The organism is Streptomyces prunicolor NBRC 13075 (assembly GCF_000367365.1).
Taxonomy (GTDB): domain Bacteria; phylum Actinomycetota; class Actinomycetes; order Streptomycetales; family Streptomycetaceae; genus Streptomyces; species Streptomyces prunicolor.
In genome coordinates this window covers 42,345-61,648 of sequence record NZ_BARF01000107.1, presented here as the reverse complement: position 1 = coordinate 61,648, position 19,304 = coordinate 42,345, and the positions used below count along the sequence as shown (strand labels likewise).

Annotated in this window: 19 protein-coding genes, 1 pseudogene and 1 riboswitch; of the genes and pseudogenes, 12 read left to right on the top strand and 8 right to left on the bottom strand. The window is 70.5% G+C overall.

Annotated features, from left to right (window positions below; genetic code table 11):
* Positions 1-76 precede the first annotated feature (76 nt).
* The 3 genes from SPR02S_RS45225 (at position 77) to SPR02S_RS45215 (ending at position 2,778) form a co-directional block, all read left to right on the top strand.
* Positions 77-583 (top strand): cupin domain-containing protein, encoded by a 507-nt coding sequence (locus SPR02S_RS45225; RefSeq protein WP_019063665.1) that lies wholly within the window; start codon positions 77-79, stop codon positions 581-583.
* A gap of 86 nt (positions 584-669) precedes the next feature.
* Positions 670-2,031 (top strand): hypothetical protein, encoded by a 1,362-nt coding sequence (locus SPR02S_RS64580; RefSeq protein WP_019063664.1) that lies wholly within the window; start codon positions 670-672, stop codon positions 2,029-2,031.
* Between the two features lie 78 nt (positions 2,032-2,109).
* The gene (locus tag SPR02S_RS45215; RefSeq protein WP_019063663.1) at positions 2,110-2,778 is read left to right on the top strand and encodes a class I SAM-dependent methyltransferase; all 669 of its coding nucleotides are present in this window, start codon (positions 2,110-2,112) and stop codon (positions 2,776-2,778) included.
* A gap of 35 nt (positions 2,779-2,813) precedes the next feature.
* On the opposite strand, the gene SPR02S_RS45210 is transcribed toward SPR02S_RS45215, so the two are convergent.
* Positions 2,814-3,596 (bottom strand): class I SAM-dependent methyltransferase, encoded by a 783-nt coding sequence (locus SPR02S_RS45210; RefSeq protein ID WP_245607735.1) that lies wholly within the window; start codon positions 3,594-3,596, stop codon positions 2,814-2,816.
* 200 nt (positions 3,597-3,796) lie between these two features.
* Between SPR02S_RS45210 and SPR02S_RS45205 the strand changes: the two genes are divergently transcribed.
* On the top strand, positions 3,797-4,213 hold the full coding sequence (locus SPR02S_RS45205; protein ID WP_026151463.1) for an ankyrin repeat domain-containing protein: 417 nt from the start codon (positions 3,797-3,799) through the stop codon (positions 4,211-4,213).
* A gap of 187 nt (positions 4,214-4,400) precedes the next feature.
* A complete protein-coding gene (locus tag SPR02S_RS45200) occupies positions 4,401-6,707 on the top strand; it encodes an FUSC family protein (protein ID WP_019063660.1) in 2,307 nt (768 codons plus the stop codon).
* On the opposite strand, the pseudogene SPR02S_RS57795 reads toward SPR02S_RS45200, so the two are convergent.
* Positions 6,695-7,284 (bottom strand): annotated as a pseudogene (locus SPR02S_RS57795) (NADPH-dependent FMN reductase). The gene SPR02S_RS45200 and the pseudogene SPR02S_RS57795 overlap by 13 nt on opposite strands.
* A gap of 112 nt (positions 7,285-7,396) precedes the next feature.
* Between SPR02S_RS57795 and SPR02S_RS45190 the strand changes: the two are divergent.
* The 3 genes from SPR02S_RS45190 to SPR02S_RS45185 all read left to right on the top strand — a co-directional run bounded on the left by SPR02S_RS45190 (position 7,397) and on the right by SPR02S_RS45185 (position 8,988).
* A complete protein-coding gene (locus SPR02S_RS45190) occupies positions 7,397-8,233 on the top strand; it encodes a helix-turn-helix domain-containing protein (RefSeq protein WP_019063659.1) in 837 nt (278 codons plus the stop codon).
* 115 nt (positions 8,234-8,348) lie between these two features.
* Complete coding sequence (locus tag SPR02S_RS64205; RefSeq protein ID WP_169389453.1) at positions 8,349-8,495, top strand: hypothetical protein; 147 nt, start codon at positions 8,349-8,351, stop codon at positions 8,493-8,495.
* A gap of 37 nt (positions 8,496-8,532) precedes the next feature.
* Entirely contained in the window at positions 8,533-8,988 is a 456-nt protein-coding gene (locus tag SPR02S_RS45185) for an ATP-binding protein (RefSeq protein ID WP_019063658.1), read from the top strand.
* Here the strand turns inward: SPR02S_RS45185 and SPR02S_RS65345 are convergent.
* The 6 genes from SPR02S_RS65345 to SPR02S_RS66340 all read right to left on the bottom strand — a co-directional run bounded on the left by SPR02S_RS65345 (position 8,918) and on the right by SPR02S_RS66340 (position 15,015).
* Positions 8,918-9,412 carry a hypothetical protein gene (locus SPR02S_RS65345; RefSeq protein ID WP_026151461.1) on the bottom strand — a complete coding sequence of 165 codons (495 nt, stop codon included), beginning with the start codon at positions 9,410-9,412 and terminating at the stop codon, positions 8,918-8,920. The genes SPR02S_RS45185 and SPR02S_RS65345 overlap by 71 nt on opposite strands.
* A complete protein-coding gene (locus tag SPR02S_RS45175; protein ID WP_019063657.1) occupies positions 9,409-11,148 on the bottom strand; it encodes a dipeptide ABC transporter ATP-binding protein in 1,740 nt (579 codons plus the stop codon). The genes SPR02S_RS65345 and SPR02S_RS45175 overlap by 4 nt, the downstream gene beginning before the upstream one ends.
* The gene (locus tag SPR02S_RS45170) at positions 11,130-12,056 is read right to left on the bottom strand and encodes an ABC transporter permease (RefSeq protein WP_019063656.1); all 927 of its coding nucleotides are present in this window, start codon (positions 12,054-12,056) and stop codon (positions 11,130-11,132) included. Before SPR02S_RS45170 ends, SPR02S_RS45175 begins: the two co-directional genes overlap by 19 nt.
* Entirely contained in the window at positions 12,053-13,012 is a 960-nt protein-coding gene (locus SPR02S_RS45165) for an ABC transporter permease (RefSeq protein ID WP_019063655.1), read from the bottom strand. The genes SPR02S_RS45170 and SPR02S_RS45165 overlap by 4 nt, the downstream gene beginning before the upstream one ends.
* A 3-nt stretch (positions 13,013-13,015) precedes the next feature.
* A complete protein-coding gene (locus SPR02S_RS45160; RefSeq protein ID WP_019063654.1) occupies positions 13,016-14,638 on the bottom strand; it encodes an ABC transporter substrate-binding protein in 1,623 nt (540 codons plus the stop codon).
* A 236-nt stretch (positions 14,639-14,874) separates the two neighbouring features.
* Entirely contained in the window at positions 14,875-15,015 is a 141-nt protein-coding gene (locus tag SPR02S_RS66340; protein ID WP_373283427.1) for a putative leader peptide, read from the bottom strand.
* Between the two features lie 19 nt (positions 15,016-15,034).
* Positions 15,035-15,148, bottom strand: a riboswitch (SAM riboswitch).
* Positions 15,149-15,319: 171 nt separating this feature from the next.
* Between SPR02S_RS66340 and SPR02S_RS45155 the strand changes: the two genes are divergently transcribed.
* From SPR02S_RS45155 to SPR02S_RS45140, 4 genes are all read left to right on the top strand, one after another.
* Positions 15,320-16,339: an MDR family NADP-dependent oxidoreductase gene (locus SPR02S_RS45155; RefSeq protein WP_019063653.1), complete on the top strand. Its 1,020-nt coding sequence runs from the start codon at positions 15,320-15,322 to the stop codon at positions 16,337-16,339.
* Between the two features lie 30 nt (positions 16,340-16,369).
* The gene (locus SPR02S_RS45150; protein WP_019063652.1) at positions 16,370-16,810 is read left to right on the top strand and encodes a MerR family transcriptional regulator; all 441 of its coding nucleotides are present in this window, start codon (positions 16,370-16,372) and stop codon (positions 16,808-16,810) included.
* Positions 16,811-17,244: 434 nt separating this feature from the next.
* Positions 17,245-18,558 (top strand): NtaA/DmoA family FMN-dependent monooxygenase, encoded by a 1,314-nt coding sequence (locus SPR02S_RS45145; protein WP_019063651.1) that lies wholly within the window; start codon positions 17,245-17,247, stop codon positions 18,556-18,558.
* A gap of 72 nt (positions 18,559-18,630) precedes the next feature.
* Entirely contained in the window at positions 18,631-19,209 is a 579-nt protein-coding gene (locus SPR02S_RS45140; protein ID WP_019063650.1) for a TetR/AcrR family transcriptional regulator, read from the top strand.
* Positions 19,210-19,304: the final 95 nt, after the last annotated feature.

The window sequence follows — 19,304 nt, the reverse complement described above, 5'->3', positions numbered from 1 at the left end:
CGGGAACATTGCCGCAGGTGAAGGACAATGGACACCTCTTGACATCCTTTTCGGAGCGGCTCTAGCGTCGCCCACCATGAGCAAGCCGTTGACAACCCCCGGCGAAGGTTTCCACCCCCATCTCCACGACGCCGCAGGGCAGTCGGCAGCCCCCCTGCGCACCCGCCTGCACCATGTCCGCGCCGACGCCCTCGACGGCGACACCGCACAGAGCGGTGGCATGCGCAGATTCGCCGCGGTGAGCGGCCGGACGGTCGGCTCCGAGAAACTGTGGATGGGCCAGACCCATGTGGCCCCCTCGACCGCGTCCTCCGACCATCACCACGGCGAGTCCGAGACCGCCATCTACGTGGTGAGCGGGCACCCCGAGTTCGTCTTCCTCGACGACGCGGGCCCGCGGCCGGAGGAGATCCGCCTGCGCACGTCTCCGGGGGACTACATCTTCGTCCCGCCGTTCGTGCCGCACCGCGAGGAGAACCCGGACCCTGCGGAAGAGGCCGTGGTGGTGATCGCGCGCAGCACGCAGGAGGCGATCGTGGTGAACCTTCCGGGGCTGTATGTGCTGGGGGCCGGGGACGCGTGAGGTGTTGACGTTTCTGAGGAGTCGAGGCCGAGGTCGGCCTGTCAGGAGCCGACGAGCCGTCGGCGGGCGCCGACTAGGTTGACCGCATGACCTCCCTCGCGCATCCGCGGCTCTCCGGGCTGGCGCGCAACCCGGCCGCTCCCCAGGACGTCCTGGTCCGCCTGACCGCACACCCGGCCGGACGGCACGGTCTGCCCCTGCGCGGCGGGCAGTTGGCGGACGCCGTGGTGGAGGCTCTGTTGACACATGACGGCGCGGACGTGGCGATGAAGCTGCGCGAGGACTGGATCTCCCCGCAGATGCGCCGCAGGATCGCCGAGCATCCGGATCCGGCGATCCGTGACGGACGCGCGGACTTCGTCCGTCTCATGGTGGACCTTGAGGAAGCGGTCGGCATCGCGTTGCTGGAGGAGGTCTACGGCAGGCCTCGAACGGAGCTTGCCGACGCGCGGGATCCGCGGCTCCGAGCCGCGGTCGCGCGAGCCTGGCACGACCGCCCGATGACGGTCCAGGCGGAACTGCTCGCCGACCCGGACCCGCAGGTCCGGACAGCCGCCACCGTACGGCCGCACCCGGGCGTCCCACCGGAATGGACGGCCCGATGTCTCGCCGACCCGGCCGTGCGAGCCAACGTGGCACGCTACGTCCCGCTCACACCGGACCAGTTCGCGGAGTTGATGCGGACCGAGGACGAGCGCATCCGTCAGGCCGTAGCCGGGAACCCGCACCTGTCCGCAGAGATGGTCGCCCGTCTCCTGGACGTCGACGACCCGAGCGTGCGCGTGGCGGTCGCGCAGAGCCGTCACGTGGACACCGAGACCCGGGACCGGCTGTACGCGCTCGTGGAAGCCGAACGCGAGGCCGGAAGCATCGCGGCCCAAGTGGCACTGGACTGGAGCTTCACCGAACCGAGTTGGCTGCGTACTGCACCCCTCGACGAGCGGCTGACCTATCTGGACTGCCGCCAGCCGGTGTTCCGACGCGTCCTGGCGTCCTGCCGCGACCTGCCCGAGGAGGCATGGCGCCGGTTGGACGACGACTCGGACCTCGGCGTCCGCCGCACCGCGGCACGCCGCCCGGACACACCACCGGAAGTCCTGGAGCGTCTCGTACGCGCCCACGGCGACGCGTTCCACGTCAGGCCACCGCTCGTCGAACACCCCAACTTCCCGCGCCACACGCTCCGTTCATTCGCCACCGAGCCGGACCCGCACGTCCGCTACGTCGCCCTGCGGGACCCCGAGCTACCGGTGGCAGTCCTCCACCAACTCGCCGCCGCGCCAGAGCCGTTCCTCCGCCGCGGCGTCGCCCGCCACCCCCGGGCGACGGACGCCCTGCTGAACCAACTCCTCGCCGACCCGACCCCTGATGTCGCCGACGACGCCGCCGCGAACTCCGTACTGTCGCGCACTCGGATGTACGGAATTCTGAGCGAGGGCGACGTCTGACGCAGGGGGTGTACGGCACGAGAGCCTTGGGGACGCTCCCAACCAGCACGCTTCTCAGGGTGATTGAAGGGAGCGGTCGTGCGGCCACGGTCACATGGGTATCTGTCCGATCCGAACAGCCAGATCCCCTACTGGGATGCCGCCGCGGCGACAAAGACGTTCACCCACCCACTCCACCTGCCCTGGCTGCGCGGGATCAGCAGACACGCCGCGATTCTCGACTACGGATGCGGCTACGGGCGCACCATGGCGGAACTCGAACGGCACGGTTTCACCAACCTGACGGGCGCCGACACCTCACCGGAAATGATCAGGCGGGCCCAACACCTGCACCCCACAAGGCACTTCACCACACTCGACACACCGCCGACCTGGCCCACCCCGCACGCCGAATTCGACGCGATACTGCTCTTCGCCGTGCTGACCTGCATCCCCGGCGACGAGTCCCAACGCCGCCTGATCGCCGAACTGAACCGCATCCTCAAGCCGGGCGGCTTCCTCTACATCAGCGACTTTCTCCTGCAGGACGACGAGCGCAACCGCGACCGCTACGACAACTACGCCGCCCTCTACGACAGTTATGGCGTGTTCGAGACCGACGACGGCGCCGTCTGCCGCCACCACTCCCGGGAATGGCTCACCACGCTGCTCGCCGGCTTCGAAACCATCAGCACCCGAACCATCCCAGTGACCACGATGAACGGCAATGAGTCACTGGGGATCCAAATCCTCCTTGAGGCTTCTTGAGGTCCTTGAGGAGCCTTGATCAACTGCCGTGAGAATCAGGCTTCGGCGTCCGCCTGGACCTGTCCCACGAGCATGGTCACCCGCACGGTCTCGGTGAACGGTTCGCCGGTGGGGAGTGCCTGCCGGATACGCTCGGCAAGGGCGTCGCGCTCGTCCCGCCCGGGCAACCGATCGGCGGAAATCGCCGAGCAGACCCCGCCGAACAGCTGGTCGAAGCTGAGCTCACCGCGGTACTCGACGACCATTTCCCGCACACCGTCGAAGCCCGCCGACCGAAGCGCCTCGGCATACCTCAGCCGATCACGGCTGCTGGTGCCGCAGGTCATTGTGAGCGGGGTGCCCATCCAGTCTTCGAGGCAACCGCGCAGAGCCCGGGACCAGGGACTGTCCTGCAACCACAACGGCGTGCCGTTCGAGATCACCGCGATGCCCCCGCCCGTACGCAGGAGCGGCGCCGCGGCGCGGAACAGCTCATCGTGCCGCATCCAGTGGAGCGCCTGGCCGACGACCATCAGCGCCGACGACCGCTCTCCCAACAGCCCGCCCAGCGCCGGGAGATCGGCATCGGCACCGAGCACCCAGGTCACGTTCCGAACCCCCTGGGCCTCCGCCGCGTGCCGGGCCAGCCGCAACATGTCCGGCTCCGGATCCACCCCGATCACCGCGCGAACCCGTGAAGCGAAGGGAAGAGCGAGCTGACCGGTGCCACACCCCACGTCGAGCACGACATCGGCGTGAGAGAGCCCGAAGGCGTCTTCCAAGACATCGAAGACCTGAGGAGGGTACCCACGCCGGAACTCCGCGTAGTACTCGGCCACAGCACCGCTGAATCCCACTGTCATGGACCCACTGTGCCCGGCGCTCGCCGTACCGGACACCTCGCGCACAGGGCGATCGCTCTCCGCGGAATCCGAGTTGGACGGCACACGGTCCGATCGGGCTCCCCTTACCGGCGTACGAGTTGAAGTGCGGCGGATATGGCTGGCTCCGCCTCGCGGCTCAACCCTAATCTCGGCCCATGAACCAGCGGCGGCAGAAGAAGCTCTCCAGACGTCTCTTCGGAGCAATACAGGGAGGTGACACGGTCGCTGTAACGTCGGTACTGAGGGCCGGAGTTGACCCCGAACGAGCCGACAGCGAGGGCACCACACCTCTCTACGCGGCTGCGGTGAACGGAGAGGCCGTGATCGCCGGGCTGCTCCTGGCGGCCGGTGCCGCCCCCGACACCGAGAGCAGCGGAGTCGGCGCGGAGGGAACGCCGTTGTGCGCGGCCGCGTGTTGGGGGCACACCGGGACGGTGCGCGAACTGCTGGCCCACGGCGCCGATCCGGACGTACGGGAAGACCACGGCACGGGCTGGTCGCCCTTGGACTGGGCGAGCAACGGTCCGCATCCCGAGACAGCCGCCCTGCTCACCGCGGCGGGGGCTTGTTGACCGTGGGGCTGCCCGCGAGCTGTCGTCGAGCCGTGACCCACCTGCGGCAGCCCATGATCCGGCGCCGGACCCGGCCCCGCTCCCGTCGGTCCCCGGCGCCCGGCGCAGTGTGGGGGCACCGTGTATGTCGGATACTCGGGGACAGCGGGGCATGTGGGTGCTGTGCCGACAGGAGGTGCGCGAGCGTATGGCCGTACCTTGGCGCGACCTGCCCGGGCGGATCCCCGCCTGGTTGCGCGCCCATGATCCGGGACTCGTGGCGACCCGCCGGGCCGCGCGCACCGCGCTGGTGATGCCCGCGCTGTTCGCCCTGTGCAGCCAGGTGCTGCATTCCGCGACGATGGCGACCTACGCGGCGTTCGGGTCGTTCTCGATGCTTCTGCTGGTGGAGTTCACGGGGCCCATGGTCCAGCGGCTGCGGGCGCACGTGGGGCTGGCCGTGGCCTGGGCGGTGCTCATCTGCCTCGGCACGCTGGTGGCCCGGACGACCTGGCTCGCGGTCGCCGTCATGGTCGTGGTGGGCTTCCTGGTGCTGTTCTCGGGTGTCGTCAGCTCCGTCCTCGCGGGCGCGACGACCGCACTGCTGCTGGCCTTCATCCTCCCGGTGACCTCGCCCGCCCCGCTGTCCCAGCTGCCCGAACGGCTCGCCGGCGCGGGCCTCGCGGCGGCCGCCGCCATGCTCGCGATCTCGCTGCTGTGGCCCCGGCCCGCCGCGGACCCGCTCAGCGCACCCGCCGCCCGGGTCTGCCGCGCGGCCGCGGAGCAACTGCGTACCGACGCCTCGTGGCTGGCCGGCGGACCGGACGCGGCCACCACCCGGCAGTGCGCGGTCACCGCAGGTCAGGCCGCCGCCGCGGCCGCGGACCTCCGCGCCGCCTTCGACGCCACGCTCTACCGGCCCACAGGCCTGTCCGCCGGTTCCCGCGCCCTGGTCCGGCTGGTCGACGAACTGACCTGGCTGAGCGCCATCGTGGCCGACAGCGGCCCGCCGCTGGAGGACCGCGGGGCCTGCGACGCCGACGCGCACGCCGTACGGCGCGCGGCGGCCACGGCCCTGGACGAGGCCGCCGCCATGCTCGACGCGCCGCGCAACGCGCCCGACGCCCTCCGCGCCGCCCTCGTGAACCTGCGTACGGCCATGGACGGCATGGAGGTCCGCGCCACCCACCGACTGCCCGTGCACCGGCCGAAACCCGGCACGGAATCGGAGGTCCGCGCCTTCATCGAGACCCTCGATCTGTCGTTCCGCGCCCAGGAGTTGGGGTACGCCACCCTCCAGATCGCCGGCAACGTGGACCTGGCCGCGGCCGCCGAGCGCCGCAGCTGGCCCGAGCGGTTGCTGGGCACGGAACCCGGTGCGCTGACCCAGCCGCTGGCCTCCGCCGTAGAGCGTGCCGCCGCACACCTGGAGCCGCGCTCGGTCTGGCTGCACAACAGTCTCCGGGGTGCGCTCGGCCTCGGCATCGCGGTGGCCCTGGCGAACGTGACCAGTGTCCAGCACTCGTTCTGGATCCTGCTGGGAACCCTGTCGGTGCTGCGGTCCAACGCGCTCAACACCGGGCAGAACGCGCTCCGGGCCCTGGGCGGCACACTGGTCGGTTCGCTGATCGGGACCGGGCTGCTCCAGCTCATCGGGCACCACAGCACCGTGCTCTGGTTCCTGCTGCCCGTCGCCGTGCTCATCGCGGGCATCGCGCCCGCCGCCATCTCGTTCGCGGCGGGCCAGGCGGCCTTCACCGTCACCCTGGTCATTCTGTTCAACATCGGCCAGGACCCCGACTGGCACATCGTGCTGCTGCGGATCGAGGACATCGCCCTCGGCTGCGGTGTGAGCGTCCTGGTGGGCCTGTTCTTCTGGCCGCGCGGCGCGGCGGCCGCCGTGGAGCAGGCACTGTCGGCGGCGTACACCGAGAGTGCCCGCTACCTGGCCGACGCGGTGGAGTACGCGGCCAGTCGCTGCAGCATCGGCTGCATCCCGACCGACGCCCCGGTGGAAGCGGGCCGGCAAGCGGCCGCCGCGGCCCGCAGGCTCGACGACGCCTTCCGCAGCTACCTCGCCGAACGCGGCGCCAAGCCGGTACGGCTGTCCGACATGACCACCCTGGTCACCGGGATCGTAGGACTGCGCCTCGCCTCGGACGCCGTACTGGAACTGTGGCAGCGCAACGGCGGTGAGGAACCGATGGAACCCGACCGTTCCGAGGCCCGGCTCACCCTGCTCGACACCGTCGGCCGACTCGCCGACTGGTACCGCGAACTGGCCGTAGGCCTCGGCCGGCACACGGCCGTGCCCGCGCCGCTCGCACGCGACTCCGACGAGGAGGCACGCCTGGTCCACTCCCTCCGCCGTGACCTGCGCGGCGACGACGGCCACGCCACGGCGACAGCCGTCCGGATCATCTGGACCGCAGACCACCTCAACGCGGCCCGCCGCCTCCAACCCGGCCTGGCCGCCGCGGCGAAGCCGAGCGAACCGGCCGCTCACCCCGGGTAGGGAACGGCGTCCCGCGCCGACCGCAGCGCGACCGCCCACCAGGCCAGCTGGTCGAGCACTGTGCGGGCGTAGACAGGGGCCTGGGGATCGAGCGGACGGCCGTCCTGGCACGCCGTGAAGTAGTTCGGGAAGGAGAGGCCGTCGCGGATCGTCACCGCGTGCAGTTCGGTCAGCACGTTCTCCAGGTGCAGCACCGCGTGTCGGCCGCCCGCGGTACCGCCGTAGCTGACGAAGGCGACGGGCTTGGCCGCCCACTGGGTGAAGTGCCAGTCGATGGCGGCCTTCAACGACGCGGGATAGCTGTGGTTGTACTCCGGCGTGACCACGATGAAGGCGTCGGCGCGCGTCAGGGCCGACGTCAGCGCGGCCATCCCGGCCGGGGATAGTCGTCGCCGGCGTACTTCGGCGAAGCCGCGGGCAGCGCCAACGGGATGTCGACGGCGGCCAGATCGACGACCTCGACGTCGAAAACACCGTGCGGGCCGACCTGTTGCTCGACCCACGAGGCCACCACCGGGCCGAACCGCCCTTCACGCGTGCTTCCGACGATGATCACCAGCTGAGGTCTGTTCTCCATGCCGACCACGATCGGACCGCACGGGACCAGCAGCCAGACCGTGCTCAGGCTGGCCCCCGCAGGGCCACGCTGAGCACTCCGCGGCCGGCGGGCGGCGTCGTAAGCTCACGGCATGGGTTCGCCGTTGGGGGATTTCATCCGGACCACGCGGGACAGCATCCAGCCGCAGTCGCTGGGACTGCCCGATCACGGCCGCCGCCGGTCACCGGGGCTGCGGCGCTCGGACCTCGCCGCGCGGGCCGGCATCAGCGTCGAGTACCTGACCCGTATCGAGCAGGGCCGCGACCGCAATCCCTCGGTGGCGGTGGTGAACGCGCTCGCCGACGCGCTCAGCCTCAACTCCTCGGAGCGCGACCACCTGCGCTACCTCACGAAGATCACCGGCGGTGCATGCCCCACGCACACGCGCCCCGCGCCGCCGAGCCGTGAGGTCCGCCCGTCGGTCCTGGAGACGATCCGCCTGCTGGAACCGGGCATCGCCATGGTCACCAACCGGCTGGGCGACGTCCTCGCCCACACCAGCGGCTACGAGTCGGTGACGCGCGGCACCGGACTGCTCGACACGGACACACCGAACCTCACGCGCTACGTCTTCACCGACCCCCGCGCGCGGACGTTCTTCACGGACTGGGACGACGTCGCGGACGAGCAGGCCTTCGACCTGTGGCTCGGACCGTCCGTGGCGAACTCCGAGTGGTTCACGACGGAACTCGCCCGCGCCGCAGGCCCCGACTTCACCCGCCGGCTGAACCGGCACGTGGTTCCCCGACGCGGGGCACTCCGCCTCAGCCACCCGTCGGGGTACGAACTCCGACTGCTCCGCGAGACCCTCGAACTCCCCTCGGACGCACAGCAGTTGATCGTCCTCCTCCCTGCCGACGACAGCACGGCGCAGGCCGTCGACCGACTCCGCCGCGGGTCCCACGGGCGGCTCCGGGTCATCTCCTGACACCCCTCCGCGCCCAGCAAGTACCAGGTGACAGGGCTGAGTCGGCGGGAGCGGGGTAGTCGGGACAGTGATGAACGCGGTGCGATGAACGCGGTGCTTCGAGGAGAGGAACGTCATGTCGGGCGTAATGGAGCGCATCAAGCGGTTCGTCAGGAGCCCCCAGGGGCGACGCACAGTGGAACAGGTACGCCGAGCCGCTGCCGACCCGCGCCGCCAGGCCCAGGCCCGGCGCCTGTTGGGCAAACTCCGCGGCCGCCGCTGAGTACACCTGGTGAGCGGCACCCGTCACCCAAGGAGGAATGATCGCTGTGGAAGGTTCGTCGCTCCGGGCAGTCGGCTGGGCCCGCACGCTTCCGTTGAACAGCGAAATGAAATCGGCCCGGGACTGGGCGCGCAGGCATCTTGAGGGGCTGCACTGGACCACCACCGCTCCGGAAACGGTGGACGCCGTACTGCTCACCGTCTCCGAGCTGGTGACCAACGCGCACCGGCATGCCCACAGCAGCGCCCAGTTGGTGATGACGTGCGACGACCACTGTCTGCATGTCACCGTGCACGACAAGTCCGGCGACCTGCCCACACCCCGCGAGGCCAGTACGGATCGTCTCGGCGGACGGGGCATGCTCCTCGTGGACGCGGTGGCGGATACCTGGGAGTCGCACCCCTGCCGTCACGGCAAGTCGGTCAGCGCCTGTTTCCACGCCCCCGACGCGGGGTCGCGGGCGGCCGACCCGTCGGTGCCGCCGCAGGACTGACGAGCCTTCGCCGTTGAAGCGATGCCCGGCGGCGAACGGCTCCCGGGTCGTGGACCTCCAGTCGTACGGAACTCATCGCGAGGCCTCCAACTGCGCGGGCCGCCAGCCCAGTTCGGGCGCAAAGCAGGTTGAGTCCGTGCTCGCCGGCCCAACGGGCCGAGCGAAGGCTGCCGCCGCCGTACCAAATGCGGTCCACCAGACCGGGGTTGCGCGGCTGCGGCTGTGGCCGCTGAGAGCCGGCCGCGGCGAGGAACACCGCGGCCGAACCCACACCGTGTTCGAGGTGCCGCTGCCGGATCCAGGCCCCGTCGTAGCCCAACTCCTCGCCGTACCCGAAGAGTTGGAGGGTCTCCTCCAGACCGGTGTACGGGGCGTCGTCGGCGAAGTTGCCCGGGGCGAGGAAGGCGAGGGAGGTGATGGTCATGCGGTCCGCGTCCTCAGGTCGTGGTCGTCCCGGCGGCCGGGGATCGCCGCGAGCAGCTCGCGGGTGTACTCGTGGCGGGGGTGCGTGAAGAGGTCCTCGGGGGCACCCGTCTCGACGATGCGGCCCGCCCGCATGACGGCCACCTGGTGCGCGATCTGGCGTACGACGGCCAGGTCGTGCGAGATGAACAGGTACGCCACTCCGGTGTCGGCCTGCAACTCGGCCAGCAGGTCCAGGACTTGGGCCTGGACGGAGACGTCGAGCGCGGACACCGGCTCGTCGCAGACGACCAGATCCGGAGAGAGTGCGAGGGCCCTGGCGATCGCGACGCGCTGGCGCTGCCCGCCCGAGAGTTCCGCCGGACGGCGCTCCAGCGTCGACGCGGGCAGCGCGACCCGGTCGAGCAGGTCACGGGCGCGTGCGAGGCGGGAGGCGCGGTCGCCGACCTTGAAGGCGCGCAGCGGTTCGGTGATCACCTCGCCGATGGAGAAGCGGGGGTCGAGCGAGGCGTACGGGTTCTGGTAGACGAGTTGCGCGCGTCGGCGCAGATGTCTGGCCTGCGCGCCGCGGGCGGTCGTGACGTCTTCGCCGTCGAAGAGGATGTGTCCGTCGGTCGCGTCGGTCAGGCGGAGCACCAGGCGGGCGGTGGTGGACTTGCCCGAGCCGGACTCGCCGACCAGCGCGAGGGTCTGCCCCCGGTGGAGGGTGAAGCTGACGTCGTCGACCGCGCGCAGTGTCCGGGATCCGCCGCCCGCACGGGGGAGCCGGAACTCCTTGACCGCGCCCCGTACTTCGACCAGCGGTGTCGACCCGGTCTGTGCGGGCGGGGCGACCGGGGTGCGCGGTCGCGCGGTGGCCAGGCTCGGTGCGCTCGCCAACAGCCTTCGTGTGTAGGCGTGTTGGGGGTCGGCGAGGACGTCCCGGGTCGGACCTGCCTCGACGACCTGGCCCTGCGACATGACGACCAGGCGCTGGGCCCGGTCGGCGGCGACGCCGAGATCGTGGGTCACCAGCAGGATCGCCGTCCCCAACTCCTCGGTGAGGCGCTGGAGATGGTCGAGGATGACGCGTTGCACGGTGACGTCGAGCGCACTGGTCGGCTCATCGGCGATGATCAGCTCCGGGCCGGCGGCCAGGGCGATGGCGATCAGGGCCCGTTGCCGCATTCCGCCGGAGAGTTCGTGCGGATACTGGCGTGCGCGGGTGGCCGCGTCGGGCAGCCCGGCCCGGTTCAGGATGTCGATCGCCTCCGCCGGTGCGGAACGCCGGGTCGCGAGACCGTGGATGCGCAGCACCTCGGCGACCTGTTCGCCGACGCGTTTGACCGGGTTGAGCGACACGGACGGGTCCTGGGGCACCAGGCCGATCCGCGCACCGCGTACGGTGCGCAGTTCCGCCTCGGTCAGTGTGGTGAGGTCGTGGCGTCCGAAGCGGATCGTGCCGGCGTCGATATGGGCGTTCGGTGCCAGGAGCCGGGTGACGGCATGCGCGGTGGTGCTCTTGCCGGACCCGGACTCGCCGACCACGGCGGTCACTTCGCCCGGCCGCACGTCGAGGTCGACGTCCCGCACCGCCCGCACGATGCCGCCGCGCGTGCGGTACGACACCGACAGGCCGCGTATCTCCAGCGCGGCGCCCTGCTCGGGGTGGACCGGCTCGGTGCTCGGTGTCGTACTCAAGTCGTCGTCCGTTCCAGGCGTGTTCGTCGGGGTGCCGGTCATCGCTGCCTGGACCATTCGCCGTCCAGTGCCCGTGCGATGCGGTTGGTGGCCAGCACGGTCGCGGCGATCGCCAGCCCGGGCAGTGCGGTCAACCACCATGCGTTCGCGAGGTAGTTGCGGCCGTCGGAGATCAGCGTGCCCCACTCCGGTGCCGGTGGCGGGGCGCCGTAGCCGAGGAAGCTCAGGGCCGAGACGGCCAGGATCGCGGAGCCGAAGTCGAGGGTGGCCAGGACGATCACCGGGCCCGCGGCGTTGGGCAGTACGTGCCGGCCCAGCACCGCGTACCAGCGGGTCCCGCACGCGCGTGATGCCTCGACGAAGACCGCTTGGCGCACCCGCAGCACCTCGGCCCGGGTGACCCGGGCGAAGCTCGCGACGCTGGCGATGCCGACCGCGACCGCCACCTTCACCGTGCCGTAGCCCAGCGCGGTGACCAGGGCCAGGGACAGGAACAGCGCGGGGATCGACAGCAGGACGTCGACGAAGCGCATCAGCACGTCGTCGACCCAGCGGCCGACGAACCCGGCGACCAGACCGATCAGACTGCCGACCACGAACGCGACCGCCACCGCGATCAGCGTTGCCTTCAGGGACAGTTGGGCGCCGTGGACCACGCGGGAGAACACGTCACGGCCCAGTTCGTCCGTGCCGAACCAGTGCGCGCCGCTCGGGCCGCGGAAGTTCTGCGACGGCACTCCCGTCAGCGGATCGCGCGAGGTGAACAGCCCCGGCCAGAAGGAGGCCAGCACCACCAGCACGACGAGGAGGACCGACAGCAGCAGGCCCGGGCGGCGCACCAGGAACCGCAGGATGCGCCGCACGTCGACGCGGTGTGCCGGCCCGGGGTCGGAGCCGGGCTCGACCGGCCGGGCGAAACCGAGCGCGGCATCGGCGGCGGTGTCGTCGACCAGATCCCGGCTCATACGGCAACCGCCTTCCGGCCCGGGGCCACCACGATCCGCGGGTCCAGCAGCGGATAGACGAGATCGACGACCAGGTTCGTCACCACGAAGATCAGCGCTCCGAACACCACCACGCCCTGGACGAGCGGGATGTCCTGGGCCGTGACCGCGGCGGCCGTCACCCGGCCGAGACCGTCACGCGAGAACACTGTCTCGACGACCACCGAACCGGCGATCAACTGCCCGACCAGCAGGCCTACGACCGTCAGCGCCGGCAGCGACGCGTTGCGCAGCGCGTGCCGCAGATGGATTCGCCAACGGCCGGCGCCCTTGGCGCGGGCGGTCTCCACATAGGCCTGATCCAGCGCGGTGAGCAGGCTCTTGGCGAGAACCTGAGCGACCTGCGCACCGGTGGGGACCGCCAGTGTCACCGCCGGCAGGATCAGCCCGCGCAGCCCGTCGTTGCCGAAGGCCGCGAACCAGTGCAGGCGGAACGAGAACGACTCGACGAGCAGCAGCCCCACCCAGAACGTCGGCACCGACACCCCCAACGGCGGCAACGACAGCAGCAGTTGGCGCAGCCAGCGCCGCGAGGTGTAGGTCGCCAGCACCGCAAGACCGCCGCCGAGAAACACCGCGAGCAACAGCGCGGCACCGGTCAACTGCAGTGTCTGCGGCAGCGCGTCGGCCAGCGTCGAGGACACCGGCCGGCCGGTCGAGACCGAGTCGCCGAAGTCCCCGCGCACCGCCTTGCCGAGGTAGTCGGCGTACTGCACCAGGACCGGTTTGTCGAAGCCGTACTCGTGGCGCAGCGCGGTCAGTTGTGCCGGATCGACCTGACCGGAGTCCATTCCGGCACCGGCCATGGCCGTGACCGGATCACCGGGCAGGAAGTCGAGCACCAGGAAGGACACCGTGTAGGCCGCCCACAGCACCCCGACCGCCTGGGCGAGCCGTTTGATCACATAGCGGCGCATGCGTCAGCCGATCCAGGTGTCGTGCAGCTGGATCCGGCTGGAGGCGTCGAAGTTCAGGCCGTGCACCTTGTTCGACACGCCGATCTGGGTCTGGAGCTCCACCACGGGTGCGTAGTAGGCGTTCCGCACGATCAACTGCTGTGCCTGCTGGACGAGTTGCTTGCGCTTCGTGGCGTCCGTGGTCGCCGCCTGTCCGGTCAGCGCGCTGTCCAGCTCGGTCACGGGAACGCGGTAGAAGTTGGCGAGCTTGGTGGAGAAGGAGTTGCGCAGGATGTCCGGGTCGGCCCGGGTGATGTTCCCCCACGCCGCGTCGTAGTCGCCCGACTGCAGTGTCGGGGCGAGCTGGGTGACCTGGAGCTGCTTGAGCGTCAGGGCGACGCCGACCGCCTTGAGTTGCTGCTGGATCAGCTCCAACGCGGGCTGGTTGGTGGCCGAGTTGGGTATCCAGTCGACGGTCAGGGTCAGCTTCCTGCCGTCCTTGGTGCGGATGCCGTCGCCGCCGGTCTTCCAACCGGCCGCCTCCAGCAGGGACTTGGCCTTTGCCGCGTCGGTCGTCAGGTCCGAGGAGAGGTCCGCGTAGTCGGGTGTGGTGTGCGCCAGGACGCTGGTCGCGGGCTGGGTTCCGGTCGGGAACACGGTGTCGGCGATCTGCCCCCGGTCGATGGCGAACCCGATGGCCTGGCGTACCAGCGCGTCCTTCAGAGCCGGCCGCGCGTTGTTGAAGGCCAGGCCGAACACCACGCCGGGGTTGGCCCGCCGCTGAAGGGTGACCTGGCCGCCCTTGAGAGCCGCCTCGTTGGCCTTGCCGACGCTGCTGATCGCGTTCACCTGCCCGGACTGGAGACTGCCGGCCCGCACGCCCGCCTCGGGCACGACCTTGAAGACGACCTTGTCCAGGTAGGCCTCGCCACTCTTGTGCCACAGCGAGGAACCCCAGGCGTACCCGGTGCGCCTGCCCAGGGTGATCGACTGGTTCTGCACGTACTGCTTCAGCGTGAAGGGACCGGAGCCGACCACTCCCTGGCTGCACTTCCGCTGCGGGCTCTGCTTCACGCTCGCCGACGACTCGATGCCCAGCGAGTGTGTCGAAGTGGCCTGCAGGAACTGGGCGTTGGGCTGCTTGAAGGTCACCTTGACGGTGAGCGGGTCGACCACGGTCGTGCTCGTGACGCCGCTGAGATAGCCCTCGGCGAGGGTGCCCAGCGCACCCAGCTTCGGCACCGCGTCGAAGTTGTCCTTGACCACCTGGGCGGTCAGCTTCGATCCGTCGCTGAAGGTGACACCCGATCTGAGATGGAAGGTGAACGCCGTCGCGTCGGAGCTGATGTCCCAGCTCTTCGCGAGCCACGGCACGATCTCGCCGGTCTCGGGATCCTGGTCGGTGAGGGAGTCCACGAGCTGCCGCACCGAGTAGATGGTGTCGTTGCTGGCCACCTGCTGCGGGTCCACACACCCGGCGTCGGAGCCCACCGCGAAGGTCAGGGTGCCACCGGACTTCGCCGGGCCACCGCCGCTGCCCGAGCCGCCACTGCTGCCGGATCCGCAGGCGGTGAGCAGGACGCTGGTGGTCAGAAGGGCGGCCAGCGCCGCCCATCGGGTGGGCCGGATGTCCGGATGTGCTCTCACGGAGGGTGCTCCTACTCGTGTCACTACGCATGGGGTGCCCCGCGGATCACGGCTGCGCGCGCGGGCGTGCCGCTCCGGTCGGCGCAACGCCGATGGCGGGCAGTGCAGTTGGGGGTGTCGGGCGGGAAGGACGCGGCGGTTGCGGCACCCGTCCGTGAACTTGGACAGGACCGCGAGAGGTTGCGGGAAAGCGCCTACAGGCCGCGACGGACGTCAGACGGACGTGGTCAAGGCGGTCAGGCGCGACACAGACAGCTGGTGAAGCGCTGCAGGTCGATGTGACGGCGGCGCGAGAACCGGGAGAACACTGTCGCGGCCGTCAGGGAGGCGATGGAGACACTCGGGGCACTGTTGTGTCGCACGACCGTCCTCCACATCTCCGACCCCGGCCACAGGGTCTCGCGCTTGCAGAGATCCTCGGTGATCCTGCCGGGCTTTCACCTGGAGCACCCCACCGCGTCGGAGGGTTGCCGGTCAGCAAGCCAGGGCTTGACGCTGACACTCGATGCCGATCGTGATCGTACGGAGCGACATCGTCGTACGTCAATGGCAGGTGCGGACAGGCGAGCGGCATCGGCCGGACCGTCCGCTCGGGCTTGACCTTGACGTGCGCGTCAACTTTTAACGTCGGGGACGCCGCACGTGGTGTGCGGCCGTCAACACCCCTTCAGGAGCCTGTAGATGTCTCCGTCGAACATCCCCGCCGAACATCGCGAGGTCCGTCTCGCCTCCCGTCCCGAACGTGCCCTGGAATCAGGCCACTTCACCGTGGCGGAGGTTCCCGTCCCGCAACCGGGACCCGGGCAGGCGCTGGTGCGCAACCGCCTGATGAGCGTCGCCGCCTCCCTGCGCACCCTGATGAGGGGAGACACGGGGATGCCGATGCCGTCGTTCGAGGTCGGTCGGCCCTTGTCGGCTCCGGCCGTCGGTGAGGTGGTGACGGCCCCCGAGGGCGGGACGCTGCGCCCCGGTGATCTGGTGTCGCACTGGGCGGGGTTCCGCGAGTACGCCGTGGTGGAGGCCGACGCGGTGCAACCAGTCGACCTGACGGTCCTGCCGGACCCGGTGGCGTACCTCTCGCAGGGGCCGTCGGCCTGGATCGGCGTCGTCCGGGGAGCCGAAGTGCGCGAGGGGGACACGGTGTTCGTCTCCGGCGCGGCGGGCGGACTCGGCACCATGGCCGGGCAGTTCGCCCGCCTGCGCGGGGCGGACCGGGTCATCGGGAGCACCAGCTCACAGCGCAAGGCCGACTACCTGGTCGGGACACTGGGGTACGACGCGGTCGTGCTGCGCGGAGCGGGACCGATCGAGGAACAGCTGCGCAAGGCGGCCCCCGAAGGCATCGACGCGGTAGTCGACACCGTCGGCGGGGAGCAGCTGCGAGCCGCGCTGGCCCTGGCCCGGCCCGGTGCCCGGGTGGGGCTGATCGGAGCGCTCTCCGTACAGGTGCCGGGCGAGAACACGGCGCCCGTCGAGATCGACACCTACTCGCTCATCGTGCGGGGGATCCAGCTCCGCGGCGTCAGCGGCGCGCGCCACCGGGACGCGCTGGCGGAATACCAGGAGACGTTCGGCCGTTGGTTCCGCGAGGGCTCGGTCACCGTCCCGCACACCCGCCTGTCCGGAATCGACCAGGCACCCCGCGCCCTGATGGAACTGCTCGAAGGACACCACATCGGCACGGTGGTCGTGGAGTTGTAGTCGCCGGCCACCCGACTCCCGGAGGACGGAATGCGCATCGGCGACGTGGCGGCAGCCCTGGGTGTCACCACCCGCACCCTGCGCTACTACGAGCAGCGCGGCCTGGTCACGGCACGGCGTACGTCGTCGGGACAGCGGGAGTACGGCGAGGACGACGTACGCCGACTGCACGCCGTCCGCGAGCTGCTGGACTCCGGCCTCACCATCGGCGACGTGCGTCTCCTCATCGACATCCTCGACGCGCTGCCCGGCCGCCCGAAGGTGCCACCGGTCCGCACGGGGCCCTACCCGGACACGTGCGTCGTCCCGCAGGTGGCCATCCGGCGACTGGCCGAACTCGACGCCCGTATCCGCCGGTTGACGGAGTTGCGCGACCGCCTTGCCGACCGCCTCGACCTACGGTTCGGCGTCCTGGTCGGCCAACTCATCGGCCTCGACGTCCCCATGAGCGATGCCCGGACCGGTTCCTGACACCGCCGTCGCCGAAGGTCCGCGCGCGGACGGGCTTGCAGCTCCGTGCGGCGACGGGAGATCATGCGCTTGCCCGACAGGCGCCGGACACGAGCCCGGAGCGCCTGCGCACCGCGCACCGCGGCACCGTCCGGTGCCGACGTCAGGGCCGAGGGGAGCCGCAGTGAGGACAACTCCCCTCAGGCCGGTCCGCACCGCGGCTCTGCTCCCGGTCCGCACGAAGCGTCGGCACGTCGACCTGTGCCGGACTCACACCGCGCTCTGTCGCTGACCGGTCCCTCCGGCTCTCTCCCGGCAGGCCCGCGTCTCTCGCGTGCCTGGCCGCTACCGACCTCGCGTGTCCGGGCGTTGACCCGCACCCGTGGCACTCCGTCACCCCAAAACCCCACCGGCCGCGACGACACCGGCATCGGTGAGACGAGAATGGACGAGTCATGAGCGCGATGCAGCCCCGCACGCTGAAAACCGTCACCGGAGCCGGCGGTACATCGGAGACCTACGACCTGGCGGTCGATCCGACCCGGTCCACCCTGGACACCGCAGTCCGGGTGGCGAAGCTCGCCGAGGAAGCGAAGATCGACGCACTGTTCACCGCCGATCTGCTCAGCTTCGACGCCCAGGGCGCGATCGGCTCGCAGGAGCCGCTGGTCTTCGTGTCCGCCCTGAGCCAGGTGACCTCGCGGATCGGTTTGATCGCCACGGTCTCCACGACCTTCCACCACCCGTTCAACCTGGCCAGGCTGTTCGGCACCCTCGACCACGTCAGCAACGGGCGGGCCGCCTGGAACCTGGTGACTTCCTCGATCGGTGAGGAGAACTTCGGCCCCGGCGACCTGCCCAGCCCCGAGGAGCGCTACGCGCGTGCCGCCGAGACGCTGGAGGTGGTCAACGCGCTGTGGGACAGCTGGGAACCCGGTGCGCTGACCGTCGGCGCGGACGGCAAGGCGGTGCTGCACCGGGACCGGGTCCACCCGATCCACCACTCCGGAAAGTTCTTCGACGTGGCCGGCCCGCTGAACATCCCGCCGCTCCCGCAGCGGCGCCCGGTGCAGATCCAGGCCGGGCAGTCCGAAGCGGGCACGGCACTGGGCGGCCGCTACGCCGAGATCGTCTTCACCTCGCTCCCGACCCTCGACCACGCGCTGGACTTCACCCGGAAGATCCGCGGCCAGGCCGAGGAGTTGGGAAGGGCCGACGGACTGCCGCTGATCTTCAGCTCGTTCCACGCCACCTACGGCGCCACCGAGGAGGAGGCACAGCGACTCGTCCGCGAGAGGCGGGAGTCGATCGACTTCGAAGGCGGCCGGGCCAGGGTGGCCGACATGCTCGGCGGCGGAGTCGACCTCTCCGAGGTCCCCCTCGACTCGACGCTGCCGGAGAGTCTGCTGCCCGACGTCACGTCGGTGAACCGCCGCCGCGGCCGGGTCGACATCTTCACCGGCTACGCGCGCCAGGGCTACACACTGCGGGAACTAATCGTCGCGGCCCAGGACACCGGACACTGGGCCGCCGCGGGCACCCCCGAGCAACTCGCCGACGCGGTCGAGGAACGCTTCAGGGCGGGCGTGCTGGACGTGATCTCCCTGAGCGGTCTCGCCGATCCGCGACAGCACGACTTCGTCGTCAACGGTCTGCTGCACGAACTGCGCAAGCGGAAGATCGTCGCCGCCGACTACACCGGCCTCACGCTGCGCGAGAACCTCGGCCTCGAACTGCCCGCCCGCGACGTCTCGACCGTCCGGTCCTGACCCGGGAGCGGATCGGGATCCGGCTCGCGGCGCTTTCTTGAGCGTGCGATCCAGATAGGTTACAGTCGGCACATGGCAAGGACCCGGGAATTCGACACCGAGGCGGCGGTGAGCCGCGCGATGGAACTGTTCTGGACGCGCGGCTACGAGGCCACCTCGGTGCGCGACCTGACCGGGCACCTCGGTATCGGACAGGGGTCCCTGTACGCGGCGTTCGGCGACAAGGACGGCCTGTACCGGGCCGCGTTGGAGCACTACCGCACCACTCTCGCGGCGGACGCCCTGCGGAGCCTCGACGAGGGGGCGGACGCCCGCTCCGCGATCCGTACGATGCTCGTCGAACGGGTCCGCATCGCTGTCGAGCACGGCGGCCGGGGCTGCCTCGCGGTCAACGCCGTCTGTGAGCGTCTGCCGAAGGACCCGGCGACCCGGCGCACGGTGCGCGACATGCAGGAGGCCAGCCGGGAGGCGCTCGCAGAGGTGCTGCGCGCGGCGGCGGAACGGGGCGAGATCTCGACGGGTCGCGACCCGCGGACCCTGGCCACTTTCCTCGTCACCTTCCTCAACGGGCTGCTCGTCTCCGCGAAGATCACGCAGGACGTCCGTGCCCTCGAACCCCTCGTGGAGGTCGCCCTGGCGGTCCTCGACTGATTTTTTCATGCCCTCAATCCGTATCGATCGATCCAGAAAGCTGCCGCTCTTCCTGCCGTCCCAGGCGTAGGCACCACCACACGCCATTTCCTCGA

Bases quoted from the DNA above. Each gene is read 5' to 3' on its own strand.
- SPR02S_RS65345 (WP_026151461.1), bottom strand. From the start codon at position 9,412: ATGACCATCACCTCCCTCGCCTTCCTCGCCCCGGGCAACTTCGCCGAC.
- SPR02S_RS45165 (WP_019063655.1), bottom strand. From the start codon at position 13,012: ATGCGCCGCTATGTGATCAAACGGCTCGCCCAGGCGGTCGGGGTGCTG.
- SPR02S_RS45190 (WP_019063659.1), top strand. From the start codon at position 7,397: ATGGGTTCGCCGTTGGGGGATTTCATCCGGACCACGCGGGACAGCATC.
- SPR02S_RS45170 (WP_019063656.1), bottom strand. From the start codon at position 12,056: ATGAGCCGGGATCTGGTCGACGACACCGCCGCCGATGCCGCGCTCGGT.
- SPR02S_RS45185 (WP_019063658.1), top strand. From the start codon at position 8,533: ATGATCGCTGTGGAAGGTTCGTCGCTCCGGGCAGTCGGCTGGGCCCGC.
- SPR02S_RS66340 (WP_373283427.1), bottom strand. From the start codon at position 15,015: ATGTGGAGGACGGTCGTGCGACACAACAGTGCCCCGAGTGTCTCCATC.
- SPR02S_RS64580 (WP_019063664.1), top strand. From the start codon at position 670: ATGACCTCCCTCGCGCATCCGCGGCTCTCCGGGCTGGCGCGCAACCCG.
- SPR02S_RS45155 (WP_019063653.1), top strand. From the start codon at position 15,320: ATGTCTCCGTCGAACATCCCCGCCGAACATCGCGAGGTCCGTCTCGCC.
- SPR02S_RS45150 (WP_019063652.1), top strand. From the start codon at position 16,370: ATGCGCATCGGCGACGTGGCGGCAGCCCTGGGTGTCACCACCCGCACC.
- SPR02S_RS45145 (WP_019063651.1), top strand. From the start codon at position 17,245: ATGAGCGCGATGCAGCCCCGCACGCTGAAAACCGTCACCGGAGCCGGC.
- SPR02S_RS45175 (WP_019063657.1), bottom strand. From the start codon at position 11,148: ATGGTCCAGGCAGCGATGACCGGCACCCCGACGAACACGCCTGGAACG.
- SPR02S_RS45140 (WP_019063650.1), top strand. From the start codon at position 18,631: ATGGCAAGGACCCGGGAATTCGACACCGAGGCGGCGGTGAGCCGCGCG.
- SPR02S_RS45225 (WP_019063665.1), top strand. From the start codon at position 77: ATGAGCAAGCCGTTGACAACCCCCGGCGAAGGTTTCCACCCCCATCTC.
- SPR02S_RS64205 (WP_169389453.1), top strand. From the start codon at position 8,349: ATGTCGGGCGTAATGGAGCGCATCAAGCGGTTCGTCAGGAGCCCCCAG.
- SPR02S_RS45205 (WP_026151463.1), top strand. From the start codon at position 3,797: ATGAACCAGCGGCGGCAGAAGAAGCTCTCCAGACGTCTCTTCGGAGCA.
- SPR02S_RS45200 (WP_019063660.1), top strand. From the start codon at position 4,401: ATGGCCGTACCTTGGCGCGACCTGCCCGGGCGGATCCCCGCCTGGTTG.